This window comes from Streptomyces physcomitrii (genome assembly GCF_012273655.1).
Classification (GTDB): Bacteria; Actinomycetota; Actinomycetes; order Streptomycetales; family Streptomycetaceae; genus Streptomyces; species Streptomyces physcomitrii.
Window position 1 is genome coordinate 60,656 of sequence record NZ_JAAWWP010000012.1, and the last position, 18,132, is coordinate 78,787.

The 18,132-nt window shown below is 72.3% G+C and carries 14 protein-coding genes; 4 read left to right on the top strand and 10 right to left on the bottom strand.

What is annotated here, in order from left to right; translation table 11 throughout:
• Positions 1–14: 14 nt before the first annotated feature.
• From HFV08_RS19770 to HFV08_RS19790, 5 genes are all read right to left on the bottom strand, one after another.
• On the bottom strand, positions 15–1,433 hold the full coding sequence (locus HFV08_RS19770; protein ID WP_168541076.1) for an L-fucose/L-arabinose isomerase family protein: 1,419 nt from the start codon (positions 1,431–1,433) through the stop codon (positions 15–17).
• A 107-nt stretch (positions 1,434–1,540) separates the two neighbouring features.
• Entirely contained in the window at positions 1,541–2,431 is an 891-nt protein-coding gene (locus tag HFV08_RS19775; RefSeq protein ID WP_168541077.1) for a carbohydrate ABC transporter permease, read from the bottom strand.
• A complete protein-coding gene (locus HFV08_RS19780) occupies positions 2,421–3,377 on the bottom strand; it encodes a carbohydrate ABC transporter permease (RefSeq protein ID WP_168541078.1) in 957 nt (318 codons plus the stop codon). Before HFV08_RS19780 ends, HFV08_RS19775 begins: the two co-directional genes overlap by 11 nt.
• A complete protein-coding gene (locus HFV08_RS19785) occupies positions 3,374–4,738 on the bottom strand; it encodes an ABC transporter substrate-binding protein (protein ID WP_168541079.1) in 1,365 nt (454 codons plus the stop codon). Before HFV08_RS19785 ends, HFV08_RS19780 begins: the two co-directional genes overlap by 4 nt.
• Before the next feature lie 138 nt (positions 4,739–4,876).
• Complete coding sequence (locus HFV08_RS19790; RefSeq protein ID WP_312885739.1) at positions 4,877–5,974, bottom strand: glycoside hydrolase family 172 protein; 1,098 nt, start codon at positions 5,972–5,974, stop codon at positions 4,877–4,879.
• Positions 5,975–6,219: 245 nt separating this feature from the next.
• Here HFV08_RS19790 and HFV08_RS19795 point away from each other — a divergent pair, with 245 nt between their 5' ends.
• Both HFV08_RS19795 and HFV08_RS19800 read left to right on the top strand, forming a co-directional pair.
• Complete coding sequence (locus tag HFV08_RS19795; RefSeq protein ID WP_312885740.1) at positions 6,220–7,251, top strand: LacI family DNA-binding transcriptional regulator; 1,032 nt, start codon at positions 6,220–6,222, stop codon at positions 7,249–7,251.
• A 246-nt stretch (positions 7,252–7,497) separates the two neighbouring features.
• Positions 7,498–9,216 (top strand): DUF4185 domain-containing protein, encoded by a 1,719-nt coding sequence (locus HFV08_RS19800; RefSeq protein WP_168541080.1) that lies wholly within the window; start codon positions 7,498–7,500, stop codon positions 9,214–9,216.
• A gap of 172 nt (positions 9,217–9,388) precedes the next feature.
• Here HFV08_RS19800 and HFV08_RS19805 read toward each other — a convergent pair whose 3' ends face one another.
• The 5 genes from HFV08_RS19805 to hmgA form a co-directional block, all read right to left on the bottom strand.
• On the bottom strand, positions 9,389–10,927 hold the full coding sequence (locus HFV08_RS19805; RefSeq protein ID WP_168541081.1) for a DEAD/DEAH box helicase: 1,539 nt from the start codon (positions 10,925–10,927) through the stop codon (positions 9,389–9,391).
• A gap of 322 nt (positions 10,928–11,249) precedes the next feature.
• A complete protein-coding gene (locus HFV08_RS19810; protein WP_168541082.1) occupies positions 11,250–11,453 on the bottom strand; it encodes a cold-shock protein in 204 nt (67 codons plus the stop codon).
• Between the two features lie 358 nt (positions 11,454–11,811).
• Positions 11,812–12,174 carry a MerR family transcriptional regulator gene (locus HFV08_RS19815; RefSeq protein ID WP_168541083.1) on the bottom strand — a complete coding sequence of 121 codons (363 nt, stop codon included), beginning with the start codon at positions 12,172–12,174 and terminating at the stop codon, positions 11,812–11,814.
• A 592-nt stretch (positions 12,175–12,766) separates the two neighbouring features.
• Positions 12,767–13,516 (bottom strand): GntR family transcriptional regulator, encoded by a 750-nt coding sequence (locus HFV08_RS19820; protein ID WP_040254873.1) that lies wholly within the window; start codon positions 13,514–13,516, stop codon positions 12,767–12,769.
• Between the two features lie 16 nt (positions 13,517–13,532).
• Positions 13,533–14,855, bottom strand: coding sequence for a homogentisate 1,2-dioxygenase (hmgA, locus tag HFV08_RS19825; protein WP_168541084.1), 1,323 nt, complete (start codon positions 14,853–14,855; stop codon positions 13,533–13,535).
• A 218-nt stretch (positions 14,856–15,073) separates the two neighbouring features.
• Here hmgA and HFV08_RS19830 point away from each other — a divergent pair, with 218 nt between their 5' ends.
• Together HFV08_RS19830 and HFV08_RS19835 are read left to right on the top strand one after the other, a co-directional pair.
• Complete coding sequence (locus tag HFV08_RS19830) at positions 15,074–15,691, top strand: TetR/AcrR family transcriptional regulator (protein ID WP_168541085.1); 618 nt, start codon at positions 15,074–15,076, stop codon at positions 15,689–15,691.
• Between the two features lie 114 nt (positions 15,692–15,805).
• Entirely contained in the window at positions 15,806–18,127 is a 2,322-nt protein-coding gene (locus tag HFV08_RS19835) for a molybdopterin-dependent oxidoreductase (protein WP_168541086.1), read from the top strand.
• The last annotated feature ends 5 nt before the right edge of the window (positions 18,128–18,132 follow it).

An 18,132-nucleotide genomic window follows, 5' to 3' on the forward strand; every position in this document is an offset into this window, starting at 1 on the left:
GCCCTTCGCCCGGCTCAGGCCGCCGAGCCGAAGCCGTCGAAGCGGATCCCCAACTGGCGGCATACGGAACGCAGTTCGGCCACGTAGTCACCGGGCACCGCGTGGATGTGGTTGGAGCCGAAGCGGCCGAGGAAGTCGTCGGCGGGGGCGTCCAGGCGGGCGAAGGCGTGCGGCCACTCGAAGGTGGAGGCGCGCATCATCCGGTCGTTGGTGGCCTCGTCGTAGGTCTCGAAGGAGCCCCGCATGACGTGCATCCGGTACTCGCCGCTGTCGCGGGTGAGCCGGGCGAAGGTCAGGTCGCCGGGCGCGGCCAGGTGCTGGACGCTGGCGCCGCCCGCGGGGAAGTAGAAGACCTCGGGGTGGAAGTGGACCTTGGAGAGGTTCTCGGCGGGGTCCTCGGAGCGGGCGGCGTACCAGGTGGCGTGCTGGCCCGAGTTGCACAGGTCCCAGACGTCCCGGTCGGCGTGGTAGTGCCTCACGTCCGCGAAGAGCACCGGGTCGCCGGAGAGCAGCTTGAGCAGCTGCATGCTCAGCGCGCCGTCCATGTCGGCCTCGGTGGCCGTCACATGGGTCTCCTTGGGGCCCTCCCAGTCGTAGGGGTCGTTGAGGAAGGCCTCGGCGACGTCCATGGTGCAGAAGTGGGTGGTCAGCTCCGGCTGGCCCTTGATGCCGGAGAAGTCGAGGTTCCACTCCTCGATCAGCTCCCGCATCGCGTAGTACGAGCGGATCTGGCGCTCCAGGAGCTCGGGGGTGAGCTGCTTGCCGTCGTAGTGCACGCCCGCGGCGCGCTTCTCCAGCCACTCGCGGGCGGCGGTGACCCGGGTCTGCGAGGCGTTCTCACTGCGCCGGACGATCTCCCACTGGTCGATCTCCTCGACGTCCACCCCGAACTGCCGCATCCACTGGTCGGTGTTGGCGACCGCGGTGTACATGCCCATCGGGCGCCCGCCGATCCGCCCGAAGGTGGAGCCGCGCAGTCGCTGGACCGCGGTGGCCGCCCGGACCTCGGCGAGGATCCGCTCGCGTACGGCCGGTTCGCCGAGGTCGCCCCAGGCGCGGCTGTGCACCCGGCCTATCTGGTCCAGGCCGCCGCCGCCCGCGAGCAGTCCGACCATGCCGGGGAACTGCGGGTCGATGTTGGCGACCATCAGGAGCGGGCCCCGGGTGGCCTCGGCGGCGAGCATGGTGAAGTGCGGGAAGGTCCACACCGAGTGGTGGAAGATCGTGAGGTCGAGGTGCTGGTCGCTGAGCCAGCGGGCCTGGCTGGTGGCGAGGGTGTTGCTGCTGACCTGCTCGGGGGCGAGGACCACCTCGTGCCCGGCCTCGGTGAGCATGGCGGCGAGTTCGCGGGCGGCGCGGGCGATGTGCTCGGTGACGTCGCGGTGGACGAAGTCGCGCCCGTCCGAGAGCGAGAGCAGACCGATGCGTGCCATGAAGGTGCCTCCGTGGGGTGGGGTGCGGCGGATGTGCGGGGTGGTCGGGTGCGGCGGACGCGGGGGCGGGGCGCGGCTGCCGGGGCCGGGCGCCCGCCGCCGGAGGGTCATTTGATGCCGGACGTCTTGATGGACTCCACGATCTGCCGCTGGAAGGCGAAGAAGAGCGCGAGCATCGGCAGGGCCGCGACGGTGGCCGCCGCGAGGATGTAGTTCCAGTTCGAGGTGTACTGGTTCTGCAGGGTGGAGATGCCGAGCTGGACCACGGTCAGATCCGGGTCGTTGGTGGCCACCAGCGGCCAGACGAAGGCGTTCCAGTTGGCCAGGAAGAAGAAGACCGCGAGCGCCGAGAGGATCGGCCGGGACATCGGCAGCACGATCGACCAGTACACGCGCCAGTGCCCGCAGCCGTCGACGATCGCCGCCTCCTCCAGCTCGCGCGGCAGCCCCAGGTAGAACTGCCGCAGCAGGAAGATGCCGAAGGCGTTGAAGATCGCCGGGATGATCAGGCCCGCGTAGCTGTCGAGCAGGTTCAGCTCCCTGGCCACCAGGAAGAGCGGGATCAGTACCACCGGGGCGGTCACCAGCAGGGTGGAGAAGATCAGCGCGAACAGCTTCTCCCGGCCCGGGAAGCGCAGCCGGGCCAGCGCGTAGGCGGCCATCGAGTGGAAGAGCAGCGCCACCACGGTGATCACCGCGGAGATCAGGAAGCTGTTGAGCAGGTACCGGGTGAAGGGCACCTCGGTGAAGACATAGCGGTAGTTGTCGAAGGTGAACTCGCTCGGGAACAGCTTCCCGTCGGTGACCGTGTCCCGGCTCTTGAAGGAGGCCGAGACCATGTAGAGCACCGGCAGCACGGAGGCCACGGCGAGGACCAGCGCGAGCAGGGTCAGACCGGCCCGGGCGGAGCGCGCGCGGCCGATGCCGCGCCGGGCGCGCACGGCGGGCGGGGAGTCGCCCCGGCTCCCGGACGAGCCGGTCAGGGTCTCATTCGCCATCGTCGAACCTCCCGCCGCGGGTGACCCGGAAGACCACGGCCGAGACCAGCACCATGATCAGCACCAGGAAGGAGCCGAGCGCCGAGGCGTAGCCGTACTCGCCGAAGATGAAGGCCTGCTGGTAGATGTAGAAGATCGCCAGCGAGGTGCCGTTGGCGGGTCCGCCCGAGGTCAGGACGAAGATCAGGTCGAGCCCGCCGGTCAGCGCGGCCACCGTGGACATCAGCAGGACGAAGAAGCTGGTGGGGCGCAGCAGCGGCCAGGTGATGCTGCGGAAGGTCCGCCAGGGCCCGGCACCGTCGATCTTCGCGGCCTCGTAGAACTCCTGCGGGATCTCCTGGAGGCCGGCCAGGAAGATGACCATGTAGTAGCCCATCATCACCCAGACGGTCACCGCGATCAGCGAGGCGAGCGCGAGGGAGGGCTCGCCGAGCCAGGAGTGATGGCCGAGCCCGGCGTCCTCGATGGCCCCGCTGACGGCGCCCACCTGGTCGTCCAGGAGGAACTTCCACAGCAGCCCGACCACCACGAGGCTGATCACGTACGGCAGGAAGAGCGCGGTACGGAAGGCGCCGACGGCGGGCAGCTTCTGCTTGACCAGGAGGCCGAGGCCGAGGCTGACCGCGAAGAGCACCGGCACCAGGACGACGACGTAGATCGCGGTGATCCGCATCGCGTCCCAGAACAGCGGATCGGACATCATCCGCTCGTAGTTGCCGAGGCCGACCCAGCGGTAGCTGCCGAAGCCGCTGACCTGGAAGAAGCCGAGGAAGATCGAGAGCAGCATGGGGATGCCGACGAAGAGCAGCAGCCCGATGCAGTCCGGGGCGAGGAAGAGCGCGGCGGCGAGCCACTCGCGGTGCTTGCGGCTGAGCCGCCGGCGCTCGCGCGCGGCGCGGGCCGGGCGCCGGGCGGCGGTGTCGGGCACGGTGCCGAGGCTGGTCATATCAAACTCGCCCCCTGGTAGCTCTTGGTGTAGGCGGCGATCGACTCGGCGGCGCGCTCGGCCTGGGAGGACACGGAGCGGCCGGCGAGCATGCTGCCCTGGACGGCGTCGGAGATCGCCTTGTAGACGACCGGCGGGTAGCGGGGCTCGGCGCGGCCGCCGGGGAAGATCTCGTCCTTGAAGGCGCGCATCGCCGCGGCGTCGTAGCCGCCCTTGCGCGCGCCCAGTTCGAGGGCCGAGGTACGCGGCGCCACATCGGACTTGGCGACGGTGCACCACTCGGTCATCCGCGCGACGCAGTCCTCGCGCATGCTGCCGAGCGCCCAGGCGCAGAAGCGGGCGGCGGCCTCGGGGTCGCGGCCCCGGGCGTTGGCGCAGAAGGACCAGCCGCCGAGCGCGGTGACGTACTTGCCGCCCGCGGGCACCGGCAGCTTGAAGACCCCGTAGCGGTACTTCGGTGCCGCCGCCTTGAAGCCGGCCACCTGCCAGATGCCGTTCTGCCACAGGGCGGCCTGACCGGAGCGGAAGCCGGCGACCAGGTCGCCCGCGGCCGGGTTGGTGCGCGGGGCGATGCCGTGGCGTACCGCGTCCTGCCAGAGCTGGAGGGCCTGGCGGGTGGCGCGGGAGTCGAAGGCGGGGGCGCCCTCGCGGTCGAGGACGTCGCCGCCGCCCTGCCACATCCAGGGGTACCAGGTGAAGTTCTGGAAGTAGCCCGGCTGGGTCTCGAAGACCAGTCCGGCCCGTCCGCGGCGGCGCAACTTGTCGCCGACGTCGAGCAGTTGGTCCCAGGTCCCCGGGATGTCGCCCTCGGACAGGCCCGCCTTCTCCCAGGCGCCCACGTCGTAGAACATCGCGAGCGGCTCGTTCTCCATCGGCAGCGCGTAGACCTTGTCCCCGACCATGCGGCTGGTGAGCGTGGAGCCGTAGTCCTCGACCACGCCCTTGTCCAGGTACGGGGTCAGCTCCTCCAGGACGCCGCCGTTGTAGTAGCGCAGGAAGTCGCCGGGGCTGCACAGGAAGATGTCCGGGCCCGCGCCGGTCGCGAAGGCGGTCGGCACCTTGGAGCCGTTGAGGTAGGCGGAGGTCGGCAGGTACTGGAGCCTGACCTTCACGCGTTCGCGGGCGTTCCAGTCGGCGACCAGTTTCGTGAACCACTCGCTCTGCCGGTTGGCCGCCGGGTCGGGCCCGTGCTGGGGTCCGTAGAAGTTCCAGAAGACCAGCTCGCCGCCGCCGGAGCCCGCCGAGCCGCAGCCGGTGAGCGCCGCCGGGGCGGCCAGGGCCCCCGCCGCACCGGCCATGCCGGTCAGGAACCGGCGGCGGGTGGGCGGCGGGGGCGCGGCGTCCTTGCCGTGCTGGAGCATGAGCGGTGCTCCTGTCCTCGTGTCGGGTCGCGTGCGGGGATCGGGTACGGGGGATCGGGTACGGAGGGGGCGGGGCGCGGGGTGGGCGGCGGGCCGGTGGGCGGCCGCCTCGACCCCGGAGTCGAACTCGCCCGCGGGTCAGTCGACTTCGAGGTCCAGGCGGCCGGGGGAGGGCGGCCGCGAAGCGGGGGAGTCCGGGGCGTCCAGATAGAAGAAGGCGGTGCTCGCCAGGTCGTCACTGGTGTGCCGGTAGCGGTGCGGCAGGCCGTTGTCGTGCCCGGGGCCGATGCCGAGGCTCTGCACCGTGACCCGCAGGTCCTCGGCGAAGCGCACCGGGTCGGGTACATGCCACCGATACATCCCGAACCGCTGCTGGCTGGCGTAGAGCCCGTCCGGCCGCAGGATCTGGTGCAGGCCGAGGAAGGGCGTGGTGTACGCGGTGTAGCCCTGCTCGGGGACGTCGAAGTTCCAGGCGCCGCCGAAGTAGTCCTCGGTGCCGGTGCCGCAGATCGTGGGGAACTCCTCGTCCCCGTCCAGGTGGAACTTCACCTCGCCCTCGCCCCACCAGCCGGGGCTGTTGACGCCCCAGGCGAGGTAGGTGCCGGCGTAGTGGCCCTGGCCCCTGACCCCGTCGAGCAGGGTGTGCACCTCGCCGCGGGGGACCGGGTTGCTGCGCCGCCAGCGGGCGTGCAGATAGCTTGCCTGCGCCGGGACCTCGCCCAGTTCGTAGTCGACCTGGTAGTAGAGGGTGACCGTCTCCGCGGAGAGGTTCTCCAGGGTGATCCGCGCCGAGTCCCGGAAGGGCATCGGCCAGTAGGAGTTGAGGCCGCCGTTCGGATTGGCGGCCACCATCGTGGAGGAGAGCTGGGCGTACTGGTTCCAGCCCTGGCCGAAGAAGTCGCCGAGCGGCACCTCGACGGCCGGGTCCTCGGCGCCCTCCCAGTACATCCGCAGCAGGGTGCCGCGCCAGGCGCGGTGCGGGGCGGTGGTGCACCACAGGTGGCGGATGGTGCCCGGGCCCGCGATGTCGGCCAGCTCGGCCGTCTCACCGGGGGCGATGTCGATGCTGGGGGAGATCTTCCAGCCGCGCCCGAGCAGGCTCGCGGCCTTCGCCCCGGTGCCCTCGGTCGCCCGGCCCCCGCCGCCCTTGGCGCCGGTCGGGTTCTCCGCGCTGATCGAGCGGCTCACCGCGCTGCTGCGCAGGGAGAGGGCGTCCATGCCGTACGGGGTCCACACACGCGGCTCCAGGTCTGAAAACGATTTCTTGCTTTTCCCTGCCAAAGCCCTGCCAACACGGGGGAGACAAGGGGGAGTTGAGCAGCAACGAGTCCGGAATGCCCGGACGGGTGGATCACTTGAAATCCATTTCACGCGAACGTAGGGTTCGTCTCACCGGGGTGTCAAGGGGTGCGACGCGGAGCGGCAAAGAAGCCGGTCCGCGCGCCGACACCCGCCCCGGGGCACAGAGGGCGGGAGCAGCAGTGGCGACAACCATCCACGACGTGGCACGCGCGGCCGGGGTCTCCCCGGCGACCGTGTCCCGGGTCTTCAACGGCGGCCGGGTCACCGCCGAACGCGCGGAACGGGTCCGGACAGCCGCCACCGAGCTGGGCTTCGCGCCCAACCGGGTGGCGCGCTCGCTGCGCACCCAGCGCGCCAGCGTGATCGGCCTGCTCATCCCCGACATCGAGAACCCCTTCTTCACCGCCATGGCCCGCGGGGTCGAGGACGCCGCCCAGCAGACCAACCTCTCGGTGGTGCTCTGCAACACCGACGAGGACGTGGCCAAGGAGCGCCGGTATCTGGAGATCGCGCTCGCCGAGCAGATGGCCGGGGTGATCGTGGCCGCCGCCTCCCGCTCGCGTACCGACCTCTCGGCCCTCGAATCGCGCAAGATGCCGGTGGTCGCGGTGGACCGGCGCCCGCGCGGTTCCACCGTGGACGTGGTCCTGGTCGACAACGCGCACGGCGCGGAGGAGGCCACCTGGCACCTCTTCGAGCGCGGCTACCGGCGCCTGGCCTGCCTCACCGGACCCGAGGGCGCCTCCACCTCGGAGGAGCGGCTCGCCGGATACCGCACCGCGGTACGGGACTTCGTCCGGGAGAACCCCACCGAGACCCGGGCCGCCGAGGCGCTGCGCGAGGAGCGCATCCGCTACGCCGACTTCCGGGTCGAGGGCGGCCACCGCGCGATGCGCGAACTGCTCGCCCTGCCCGAGCCGCCGGACGCCGTCTTCGCCGCCAACAACCTGATGGCGGTGGGTGCCCTCCAGGCCCTGGCCGAGGCCGGGCTCGCGGCGCCCGGCTTCGGGGTGCTCTCCTTCGGCGAGATCCCCTGGGCCCCGCTGGTCAGGCCCAGTCTGAGCACCGTCCGGCTGCCCTCGTACGACCTGGGGTTCACCGCGGCCACCCTGCTGCAGGAGCGGATCAGCGGCGGGGAGCGGCCCCTGCAGACGGTGGTGCTCCGCACCGAGCTGCACGCGCGGGAGAGCACGGCCGGCCCCGGGGCCTGATCGCGGGCCGCTCGCGCAGCCGGCCCCCGGTGCCGTCGAGCGTCTCGCTCCCACCCGTCAACAGGACTTCTGCCGCCGGGGCTTGACCGGCCCCGGCGGCACGTCTACGGTGCCGCTGAAATCGATTACCGCGCCGCGCGACGCTCAATTCCACGCGCGGCGCCGCGCTCGGTTCCACGCTCTGCTTCCCCGCTCCACCGGACCGCGCACGCTCACCCCTCCACGACCCGGCCACGGGAGCTGCTCATGCCCGCAGTGGTACGACCCCGCCGACGGCGGACCTTCACCAGGACGCTCGCCTCAGCCGCGCTCGCCCTGGGCCTCGCCGCCACCGCGGCGCCCCTGGCGAGCGGCAGCGACGCCCCGGCCCGCGGATCCGGGGCCCCGGCCCGGCCCGCGGTCTCGCCTCCGGCCAGTGACTTCTTCGCCACCGTGGACGTCGCCCCGGGCGCCACGGTCGGCGCCCCCGCGGTCGGCGACAACGTCAACCACGGTGATCTGTGGCCCAATTGCTGGTCCGACGACGACCACGTCTACACCGCCTACGGCGACGGGGTCGGCTTCGGGGCCCCGATGAGCGACATCGGGGTGGCCCGGATCGAGGGCATGCCGGGCAGCCTGCGCGGCACCAGCCTCTCCCAGGGCGACGCCGTGGGCCAGGTCTGGAACGCGGAGCACACCCGTAAGCCCACCGGGATGGCCTGCGTCGGCGGGGACCTCTACCTCGCCGTGCAGGACCTCGCCTTCGACTTCAACGACGCGCCCGCCGCCACCGTCGCCAAGTCCACCGACCACGGCCGCACCTGGCAGTGGGACAGGTCCGGGCCGATGTTCCCGGACGGCCTGTTCACCACGGTGATGTTCCTCGACTACGGCAAGGCCTACGGCAACGCGCCCGACGGCTACGTCTACGCCTACGGACTCGACCACAACTGGCGCGACTCCTTCGACGATTCGGTCCCCGACCCCACCCAGGTCTTCCTGGCCCGGGTGCCGCGCGCGGAGATCATGAACCGGGCGGCCTGGGAGTTCGCCGCGGGCAGCGACAGCGCGGGCAAGCCGGTGTGGAGCGCCGACATCGCCCGCCGCAAGGCCGTCATCGAGGACGACCGGCGGGTCTACCCGGACGTCTACACCGCGGGCCGCGCGAAGAACATGAGCGTGATCAGCCAGGGCGGAGTCGTCTACAACAAGCCGCTCGGCCGCTATCTGTACACCTCGTGGACCGAGTACACCTTCGAGTTCTACGAGTCGCCGACGCCCTGGGGCCCCTGGCGCCGCTTCGACGCCAAGGACTTCGGCGGCTATCCGTGGACGCACGCCAAGCACGGCGGCTACGCGACCACGATCCCCTCCAAGTACCTGAGCGCGGACGGCCGTTCGATGTGGCTGCAGTCCAATGCCTGCCCCTGCGGCGGCGGAGTGCCCGCGGGCGACCACTGGTCGTACACCTACTCCCTGCGGCAGCTGAAGCTGGCGCCCGCCACCTCCTCGGCGCCGGACAACCCGCCGGACGCGGCCCGCAACCTGGCCCGCGAACCGGGTACCGTGCCCACCGAGCGGGTCGCGCACTTCGGCAACAGCGGCTTCTACAACAACGGCAACCGCACCGAGTCCGAGGACGACTGGAACGACGAGGCCAAGGCCGACAGCTGGTGGGGCTTCACCTGGCCCCGGCAGTACACGCTCGACAAGGTCGCCTACACCACGGGCGCGATGTTCCCCGACGGCGGCTGGTTCGCCCGGGACCTGCGGGTGCAGGTGCGCCAGAAGGGCGTCTGGAAGGACGTCTCCCAGCTGAGCACCGCCCCGGCCTACCCCTACAACTCCTCGGCGGGCCCGCACCGCACCTACGAGCTGAGCTTCGCCCCGGTCGCCGGAGACGGCGTACGGATCATCGGCGCCCCGGGCGGCACCCGCACCTTCACCTCGATCGGTGAACTGGAGGCCTACCGCACCCGGTAGGACCCCTGAGCCCCCGCGGTCCGGCGCGGTCCGGGTGCCGGGCCGCGGGCCCCGCCGACATCGGCGGGGCCCGCAGTGCGTTCCGGTCCAGGCCGGGCGCCGGTGCCCGTGACGGTCCGGCATCGGGCGCCGGGCGCCGCTGAAAGCCCGGCGGCCGCAGGGCAGTTGCCGCTCAGGCGGCCTTGCCGAGGGTGGACTGGCGCCCGCCCCCGTTGCCGCCACCGCGCCGGGCGCCCGGGCCGCGGCGGCCGCGGGAGGAGGCGCCGCGCTTGCGCGGCTGGGGCGCCGGCGTCGGCTCGGCGAGGACGACGGGCACACCGGAGGGGGTCCGGGCGCCGGTGACCTGGTGCAGGGCCTCGTCGCCGGGGCGGACCTGGACGGTCTGCGGGCGGATGGCCGCGGCGGCCAGCAGCCGGGTCATCTCGCGGCGCTGCTCGGGGGTGACCAGGGTGACGACGCGGCCGGACTCGCCCGCGCGGGCGGTGCGCCCGCCGCGGTGCAGATAGTCCTTGTGGTCGCTCGGCAGGTCCACGTTGACGACGAGGTCGAGGTTGTCGATGTGGATGCCGCGGGCCGCCACGTTCGTCGCCACCAGGGCGGTGACGTGCCCGGTCTTGAACTGGGCGAGGGTACGGGTGCGTTGGGGCTGGGACTTCCCGCCGTGCAGGGCGGCGGCCCGTACCCCGTTGCCGAGGAGGTCCTTGGCGAGGCGGTCCGCGGCGCGCTTGGTGTCCACGAACATGATCACCCGGCCCTCGCGTGCGGCGATCTCCGTGGTGATCCGGTGCTTGTCGGCGCCCTGCACATGCAGGACGTGGTGCTCCATGGTGACCACCGCGCCCTGGGAGGGGTCGACGGAGTGGACGACCGGGTCGCTGAGGTAGCGGCGGACCAGGCGGTCGACGTTGCGGTCCAGGGTGGCCGAGAACAGCATCCGCTGGCCGTCGGCGCCCACCTGGTCGAGGAGGGCGGTGACCTGCGGCATGAAGCCCATGTCGGCCATCTGGTCGGCCTCGTCGAGGACGGTGACGGCGACCCGGTCGAGGCGGCAGTCACCGCGGTCGATGAGGTCCTTGAGGCGCCCGGGGGTGGCGACCACGACCTCGGCGCCGTCGCGCAGCGCGTTGGCCTGCTTGCGGATCGGCATCCCGCCGACCACGGTGGCCAGGCGCAGCCTGACGGCCCGGGCGTACGGGGTGAGGGCGTCGGTGACCTGCTGGGCGAGCTCCCGGGTGGGGACCAGGATCAGGGCCAGCGGCCGGCGGGTCTCGGCGCGCCCTCCGGCGGTCCGGGCGAGCAGCGGCAGGCCGAGGGCCAGCGTCTTGCCGGAGCCGGTGCGGCCGCGGCCCAGGACGTCGCGGCCCGCCAGGGAGTTCGGCAGCGTCGCGCCCTGGATCGGGAACGGCTCGGTCAGGCCCTGGGCGGTGAGCGCGGCCAGCAGCTCGGCGGGCAGGTCGAGGTCGGTGAAGGACTCGACGGCGGGCAGCGGCGGAGTGACCGTCTCCGGCAGGGCGAACTCCTGGATGGCGGCGGGCCGTCGGCCACGGCCGCCGGAGCCGCCCGCGTTCCCGGACCGGCCGGGGTTGCCGGACCTGCCCGGTGCGCCGGAGCGGCCGAACCGGGGTGCGGGGACCGTACCGGAGCCGTAGGAGGCACCGCCGGAGCGGCGGCGGTTGCGTGCGGAGCGGTTGTTCGTACGTGTGGGGTTCATCGAGAACCTTCCTTGATACGGCACGTATCAAGGAATTCCGGCAGCCGGGAATGGCGCGGGAATCGCAAGGACGAGCCGGAGGGAATGGAAAAGGACAGCTGTCCGCGGGAGGCCCGTGCCGGAAAAGCGGAAAAGGCAGGGCATCGGGCGGACAGGGAAAGCGGGGCGCCGGCGGAGCGCGGAGCGGGAATTCTCCGTGCCCCTGCCGCGGTCCGCGGGCGGCGTTCGCCGCCGCAGGTGGGACCGGGTGCGGGAAATGCCCGCGGCCGAGGGCCGCATCCCGGCGGATGCGGGCCCCGGCGGCGGAGTGCGCTTCGGGTGTTCAGGCGGGGACGATGTTCTCGGCGGTGGGGCCCTTCTGGCCCTGGGCGACGTCGAAGGTGACCTGCTGGCCTTCGACCAGTTCGCGGAAGCCCTCGGCGGCGATCTGCGAGAAGTGGGCGAACACGTCGGGGCCGCCGCCTTCCTGCTCGATGAAGCCGAAGCCCTTGGCCGCGTTGAACCACTTCACGGTACCGGAAGCCATGTCGCATCTCCTTGGGGCAGTACGCAGGGATCCGCAGGCGCGGATACCGTGTTGCCGCGATGACGCCCTGACCGGAAATGACCCGGAAACGACCCGGAAGTGACCGGAAGTATCAAGCGCTCCCGTATGCGGCGCGGAGGCCGCTCGGAGCTGCTGGGGGTTCGAAAACCGCGTGGACAACCGGGATCGACACTAGCACGCCGTTTCGGCCCGCCGCCGCGCGGAATACCCGCCCCGGTCCGGCCCGGCGGCAATGTCCCCGCGCCGTGTGTCACATCCTCGTCCGGCGGCCGCAGATTCCGGCTCGACCGAAGCGCGGAATGCGGGCACGCCTGTGCCTTCCGGGCGATGCCGCCTCTCAGGTGCCGGCACCCCCGTCCGGCCTCCGGGCCCGGGGCGGTGGATCCGCCGCCCCGCCCGCCCGGTACGCCGCGTTGAGGCGCTGGGCCTCTTCGAGCTGGTCCTCCAGGATGATGATGCGGCAGGCGGCCTCGATGGGGGTGCCCTGATCGACGAGTTCCCGCGCGCGGGCCGCGATGCGGAGCTGATACCGGGAGTAGCGCCGGTGCCCGCCCTCGGAGCGGAGCGGGGTGATCAGGCGGGCTTCGCCGATGGCCCGGAGGAAGCCCTGGCTGGTGCCGAGCATCTCCGCGGCCCGGCCCATCGTGTACGCGGGATAGTCGTCGTCGTCGAGCCGGTCGAACGAATCGTCTGCGGTCATCGCACCTCTCTGTGGACGCGTCGAGGGGCCCTGGTGCCATCTGGCACCAGGGCCCCGAAGGAGCTACTACACCATCTGCCGGCCTCGGTACTGCGCCGGCCTTCTGTTTCCGCGTATCCGGCTCGGAAACTGCCGGAGCTGCGGGGATCGCGGTTGCGTGACCGTGGACCACCTCACCTTCGATGTCCTGCGGTACCCGGGCTCGTCATACCGCCCGGGCGATCCTGATGGTGCCTGGTTCCTCCGTTCCTTCCTCGGTGATCAATTGCTTGTCGGGCGGGGTGGGCGTCCTGCGTACTGCTCAGGCCGCGTCCGCCGCGTACTGCCGGTGATGCGTACTGCTGGTGGCCTGGAGAAGCGCCACCTCCCGGCAGTTCGTGTCTGCCGGGCCTTCTTGTTTCTCTCGGCTACGAGAAGAACCATAGCCACGCCGCTGCCCAATGTCTACCTCGGCGAGCATAGATTTCCGGGTGCGCGGCGCTGAGGTAGTCGGCTGTGCGGGGAGAGGGCGCAGAGGGGGGCCGGTGTGCCGGCCGGGGGTACGCGAGCGCCCGCTTCCGGCTCCTCGCGTCAGGGGCTCCGGGCGCTCGCTTCAGTGCGCGTCCAGGGTGACGGTGAAGGAGAAGCGGTCGCCGCGGTAGCGGATGACGGCCACGTCCAGGACCGCGCCCTCGGCGTCGTAGCTGATACCGGTGTAGTGCAGGATCGGGCTGAGCAGCGGCACTTCGAGCAGCCGCGCGGTCTCCGGGTCCGCGAGCCGCGCCTCGACGGTGTCGGTGATCCGGCTGATGTGCACCCCGTCGAGGTCCCGGAGCACCTTGGTCATCGGCCGCCGCTCCAGGTCCGCGAGGTCGATCCGCGCGGCCAGTTCGGCCCGTACGTGGTTGACCGCGTGGTTGGTCGGCTCCCCGGTCTCCTCGTCCCGCCGCAGCCGGTGGTACGTGGCCACCTCCGCCGCGCCGGGGAAGTGCTCGGCGAGGGCGCCGGGCACCGGGCCGGTGCCGTGGGACAGCAACTCGGTGCTCATGCCCGACTGCTGGGCCACGATCGCGTCGACCGAGCCGAGGAGGCGTACCGGGGCGCCGCGCAGGGCGCTCGGTTCGATGAAGGTGCCGCGTCTGCGGTGGCGGCTGATGAGGCCCTCGTCCTCCAGCTCCTTCAGTGCCTGGCGCATGGTGAGCACGCTGACCCCGTAGTGCCCCGCGAGCTGCTCCTCGGTGGGCAGCCTGAGCGGGGCGTCGGCGGGGCGGCCCAGTATCGAGGCGCGCAGGGACTGCGAGACCTGGTACCACAGGGGCAGTTTGCGGTTGAGGACGATCGAATCCGGGGCGAAAGCGGTCACGGCCTCTCCCAAATCGCTATCCCTGTGTGAAGTGCCGCTCCAGACCTTGCCATACGGCGTCGTAGCCCGGTTGCCGGTGTCCGGCTTGTGCCGCCTGCCCGGTGGTGAGGACCGGCCAGCGGGTCTCGAACATGAAGGCAAGCCCGTCGTCCATGCGCTGCGGCCGCAGCTCGGCGGCGCTCGCCTTCTCGAAGGTCTCCCGGTCCGGGCCGTGCGCGGACATCATGTTGTGCAGCGAGCCGCAGCCGGGGGCGAAGCCGCCCTCCCCGGCCTGCTTGGCGTCGTAGGCGCCCTCGACGAGGCCCATGTACTCGCTCATCACATTGCGGTGGAAGTACGGCGGCCGGAAGGTGTCCTCGCCGACCAGCCAGCGCGGGGCGAAGACCACGAAGTCCACGCCCGCGAGGCCCGGGGTGTCCGAGGGCGAGGTGAGCACCGTGAAGATCGAGGGGTCCGGGTGGTCGTAGCTGATCGAGCCGATGACGTTGAAGCGGTGCAGATCGTAGACGTACGGCGTGAGGTTGCCGTGCCAGGCGACGACGTCCAGCGGGGAGTGCGCGTAGGTGGCGTGCCAGAGGTTGCCGCCGTACTTGTTGACCACCTCGACAGGGCCCTCGACGTCCTCGTAGGCGGCGACGGGGGCCTGGAAGTCGCGGGCGTTGGCGAGGCCGTTGGCGCCGATCGGGCCGAGGTCGGGCAGCTGGAAGGGGGCGCCGTAGTTCTCGCAGACATAGCCGCGGGCGCTGTCGTCGAGCAGCTCCACCCGGAAGCGGACGCCGCGCGGGATCAGCGCCACCTGGCCCGGTTCGGCGGCGAGCAGGCCGAGTTCGGTGCGCAGCAGCAGCCCGCCGCGCTCGGGGACGATCAGGAGCTCGCCGTCCGCGTCGCTGAACACCCGCTCCATGGCGGCGTTCGCGTGGTAGAGGTGCACGGCCATGCCGGTGCGCTGCAGGGCGTCGCCGTTCCCGCCGAGGGTCCACAGTCCGGCCAGGAAATCGGTACCGGGCGCGGGGGCGGGCAGCGGGTCCCAGCGCAGCCGGTTGGGGTCGGGGACCTGCTCGGTGAAGGGGGCGGTGCGCACGGCCGCGTTCTGGCCGCGGACGAAGGCGGGGTGGGCCGCGGAGGGGCTGATCCGGTAGAGCCAGGAGCGGCGGTTGCGGGCCCGCGGCTCGGTGAAGGCGGTGCCGCTCAGCTGCTCCGCGTAGAGGCCGAGCGGTGCGCGCTGCGGCGAGTTGCGGCCCAGCGGGAGGGCGCCGGGCACCGCCTCGCTGCTGTGCTCGTTGCCGAAGCCCGTGAGGTACTCCAGTGCCGCGGCGGTCTTGCGTGCGTCCCCGCTCATCGTCGCTCCCTCGTCCATGATTCCTATGGGACACCGTAGGATTGTGCTCGCCGTCCCGCAAGGGGGAACCGCCGCCCCTTCGGGGGAGATCCGGTGGGAGATCCGGTGACCGCGGGTATCGATTTCCGTCCGCCGTGCCGCATCGGCCCCTTTTCATGCGGTACGCGACCCCTTAGGGGAAGGGTTGTTCGTATTACCGGACCGCGCGGCAGGGCATCATGAAGTGCGTGCAGCACTCCACCTCACTCCGCCGTGCACCCGTCCAGCAGCGCAGCGCCGAACGGCTCAGCCGGATCCTCGACGCCTGCGCCGATCTGCTCGACGAGGCCGGCTACGAAGACCTCAGCACCCGGGCCGTCGCCGTGCGGGCGGGCGTGCCGATCGGCTCCGTGTACCGCTTCTTCGGCAACAAACGCGCCATGGTCGAGGCCCTCGCCGAACGCAACCTCGCCGACTACAGCGCGCGCATCACCCGCCGCCTCGCCGCCATGGCGCCGGGGGACTGGCGCGGCGTGATGGACGCGGTGCTCGACGAGTACCTGGACATGAAGCGGACGATGCCCGGCTTCAGCTACGTCGACTTCGGCAACCAGATCCCGGTCGGCTCCCCGAAGGGCCGCCCCAACCACCTGCTCGCGGGCCAGCTCTCCGAACTGCTCGCCACCCACCTCGGCCGCCGCCCCGACGAGGACCTGCACCGCACCTTCCTGGTCGCCGTCGAATCGGCCGACGCCCTGGTGCAGTTGGCCTTCCGGGTGAGCCCCGAGGGCGACCCGCGGATCATCGCCGAGATGCGCGAACTGCTCCAGGCCTATCTGGCCAAGCGCCTGGACTGACCCCGGGCCGGCCCGGCCGCTCTCCGGCCCGCGGGCCCTCTGGCGCCGTGCCTACCGGTCGGTATGCTCTGGGGGGTCCGTGTGCCAGGGAAGCCACCGCCGCCGGGAGCGCTCATGTCCGCACCACGTACCGTCCTCCGTGTCTGCCCGCTGTGCGAGGCGACCTGCGGGCTCCGCCTCACCGTCCAGGACGGCCGCCTCACCGGCGCCCGGGGCGACACCGAGGACGTGTTCAGCAAGGGCTTCATCTGCCCCAAGGGCGCCGCCCTCCCGCAGGCCGACGCCGACCCCGACCGGCTGAGCGCCCCGCTGCTCCGCAAGGACGGCGAACTGCGCGAGGTGAGCTGGGAGGAGGCCTTCGACGCGGTCGCGGCGCGGCTGCGCCCGCTGATCGAGGAGCACGGCCCCGCCGCCCTCGGCATCGTCCTCGGCAACCCGAACGTGCACACCGTCGCCGGTGCCCTCTACCCGCCGCTGCTCAGCACGGTGACCGGCACCCGCGGGCTCTTCACCGCCAGCACCGTCGACCAGATGCCCAAACACGTCTCCAGCGGCCTGCTCTTCGGCGACGCCTTCGCCATCCCGGTCCCCGACCTCGACCACACGGACCACCTGCTGCTGCTCGGCGCCAACCCGATGGAGTCCAACGGCAGCCTGTGCACCGCGCCCGACTTCCCCGGCCGGCTGCGCGCCCTGCGCGCCCGCGGCGGCACCCTCACCGTCGTCGACCCGCGCCGCACCCGCACCGCCCGCCTCGCCGACCGCCACCTCGCCATCCGGCCCGGCACCGACGCCCTGCTGCTCGCCGCGATGACCCAGGTCCTCTTCGAGGAGAAGCTGGTCCGCCTCGGCGCCCTGACGGACCTGGTCGAGGGCCTCGACGAACTCGCCGAGGCGGTACGGGAGTTCACCCCGGAGAAGGTCGCAGGACCCTGCGACGTCCCGGCCGATACGGTGCGCGCCCTCGCCCGCGAACTCGCCGGGGCCCCCACCGCCGCGGTCTACGGCCGCATCGGCAGCAGCACCGTCGCCCACGGCACCCTCACCAGCTGGCTGGTCGACGTACTGAACATCCTCACCGGCAACCTCGACCGCCCCGGCGGCGCCCTCTTCCCGCTCTCCGCCACCGACCGCGCCGCGCACCGCCCCGCGGGTCCCGGCCGCGGCTTCGACCTCGGCCGCTGGCACAGCCGGGTCTCCCGCCACCCCGAGGCCAAGGGCGAACTCCCGCTCGCCGCCCTCGCGGAGGAGATCGACACCTTCGACGAGGGCACCGCCGGTGAGCCGGGCGCGGACGGTTCGGGGCCCGGCGGCACCCCGATCCGCGTGCTGCTCACCGTCGCCGCCAACCCGGTGCTCTCCGCGCCCGACGGCGACCGCCTCGACGCGGCGCTCGCCTCGCTCTCCTTCATGGTCAGCGTCGACCCCTACCTCAACGAGACCTCCCGGCACGCGGACGTGGTGCTGCCCCCGCCGCCGCCCTCGCAGAGCGCCCACTTCGACTACGCCTTCAACGGCTTCGCGGTACGCAACCAGGTCCGCTACAGCCGCGCCGCCCTGCCCCGGTCCGAGGGGCGCCCCGACGAGTCGGAGATCCTCGCCCGGCTCGTCCTCGCGGCGGGCGGCACCTACTGGAGCGAGACCGAGCGGGGGCGAGAGCGCACCGACCCCGGTGCCGTGGACGCCCTGGTGATCGCCCAGACCCTCGGCAAGGCCGTCGCCGACCCCCGCTCACCGGTGCACGGACGCGAGGTCGCCGAACTCACCGCCCGGCTCACCGGCGAGGACGGCGCCGAGCGGCGGCTCGACATGATGCTGCGCCTCGGCCCGTACGGCGAGGGCTTCGGCGCCGACCCCGAGGGCCTCAGCCTCAGCAAGGTCCTCGCCCACCCGCACGGCATCGACCTCGGCCCGCTGCGGCCCCGGCTGCCCGGACCGCTCAAGACCCGCTCCGGGCGCATCGAACTCCTCCCGGGGCCGATCGCCGGGGACCTGCCGCGGCTGAGCGCCGCCCTCGACCAGAGCCCGGACCAGCTGCTCCTCGTCGGCCGCCGCCATCTGCGCTCCAACAACAGCTGGCTGCACAACGTGCCCGCGCTGACCGGTGGTTCCAACCGCTGCACCCTGCACCTCCACCCCGAGGACGCGGCCCGCCTCGGCGTGCAGGACGGCACCCCCGTACGCGTCGAGGGCGGCGGCGGAGCCGTGGTGGTCCCCGCGGAGCTGACCGACACGGTGCGCACCGGGGTGGTGAGCCTGCCGCACGGCTGGGGCCACGACCGGCCCGGCACCCGGCTGCGGGTGGCCGCCGCCGACCCCGGCGTCAACGTCAACCAGCTGCTCGACGGCACCCTCCTCGACCCGCTCTCGGGCACCGCGGTGCTCAACGCGGTTCCGGTGCAGCTCAGCGCGGCCGTACCGAGCGCTCACCGGTGACCCCC

Bases quoted from the DNA above. Each gene is read 5' to 3' on its own strand.
- HFV08_RS19805 (WP_168541081.1), bottom strand. From the start codon at position 10,927: ATGAACCCCACACGTACGAACAACCGCTCCGCACGCAACCGCCGCCGC.
- HFV08_RS19785 (WP_168541079.1), bottom strand. From the start codon at position 4,738: ATGCTCCAGCACGGCAAGGACGCCGCGCCCCCGCCGCCCACCCGCCGC.
- HFV08_RS19835 (WP_168541086.1), top strand. From the start codon at position 15,806: ATGTCCGCACCACGTACCGTCCTCCGTGTCTGCCCGCTGTGCGAGGCG.
- HFV08_RS19815 (WP_168541083.1), bottom strand. From the start codon at position 12,174: ATGACCGCAGACGATTCGTTCGACCGGCTCGACGACGACGACTATCCC.
- HFV08_RS19830 (WP_168541085.1), top strand. From the start codon at position 15,074: ATGAAGTGCGTGCAGCACTCCACCTCACTCCGCCGTGCACCCGTCCAG.
- hmgA (WP_168541084.1), bottom strand. From the start codon at position 14,855: ATGAGCGGGGACGCACGCAAGACCGCCGCGGCACTGGAGTACCTCACG.
- HFV08_RS19800 (WP_168541080.1), top strand. From the start codon at position 7,498: ATGCCCGCAGTGGTACGACCCCGCCGACGGCGGACCTTCACCAGGACG.
- HFV08_RS19775 (WP_168541077.1), bottom strand. From the start codon at position 2,431: ATGGCGAATGAGACCCTGACCGGCTCGTCCGGGAGCCGGGGCGACTCC.
- HFV08_RS19780 (WP_168541078.1), bottom strand. From the start codon at position 3,377: ATGACCAGCCTCGGCACCGTGCCCGACACCGCCGCCCGGCGCCCGGCC.
- HFV08_RS19810 (WP_168541082.1), bottom strand. From the start codon at position 11,453: ATGGCTTCCGGTACCGTGAAGTGGTTCAACGCGGCCAAGGGCTTCGGC.
- HFV08_RS19770 (WP_168541076.1), bottom strand. From the start codon at position 1,433: ATGGCACGCATCGGTCTGCTCTCGCTCTCGGACGGGCGCGACTTCGTC.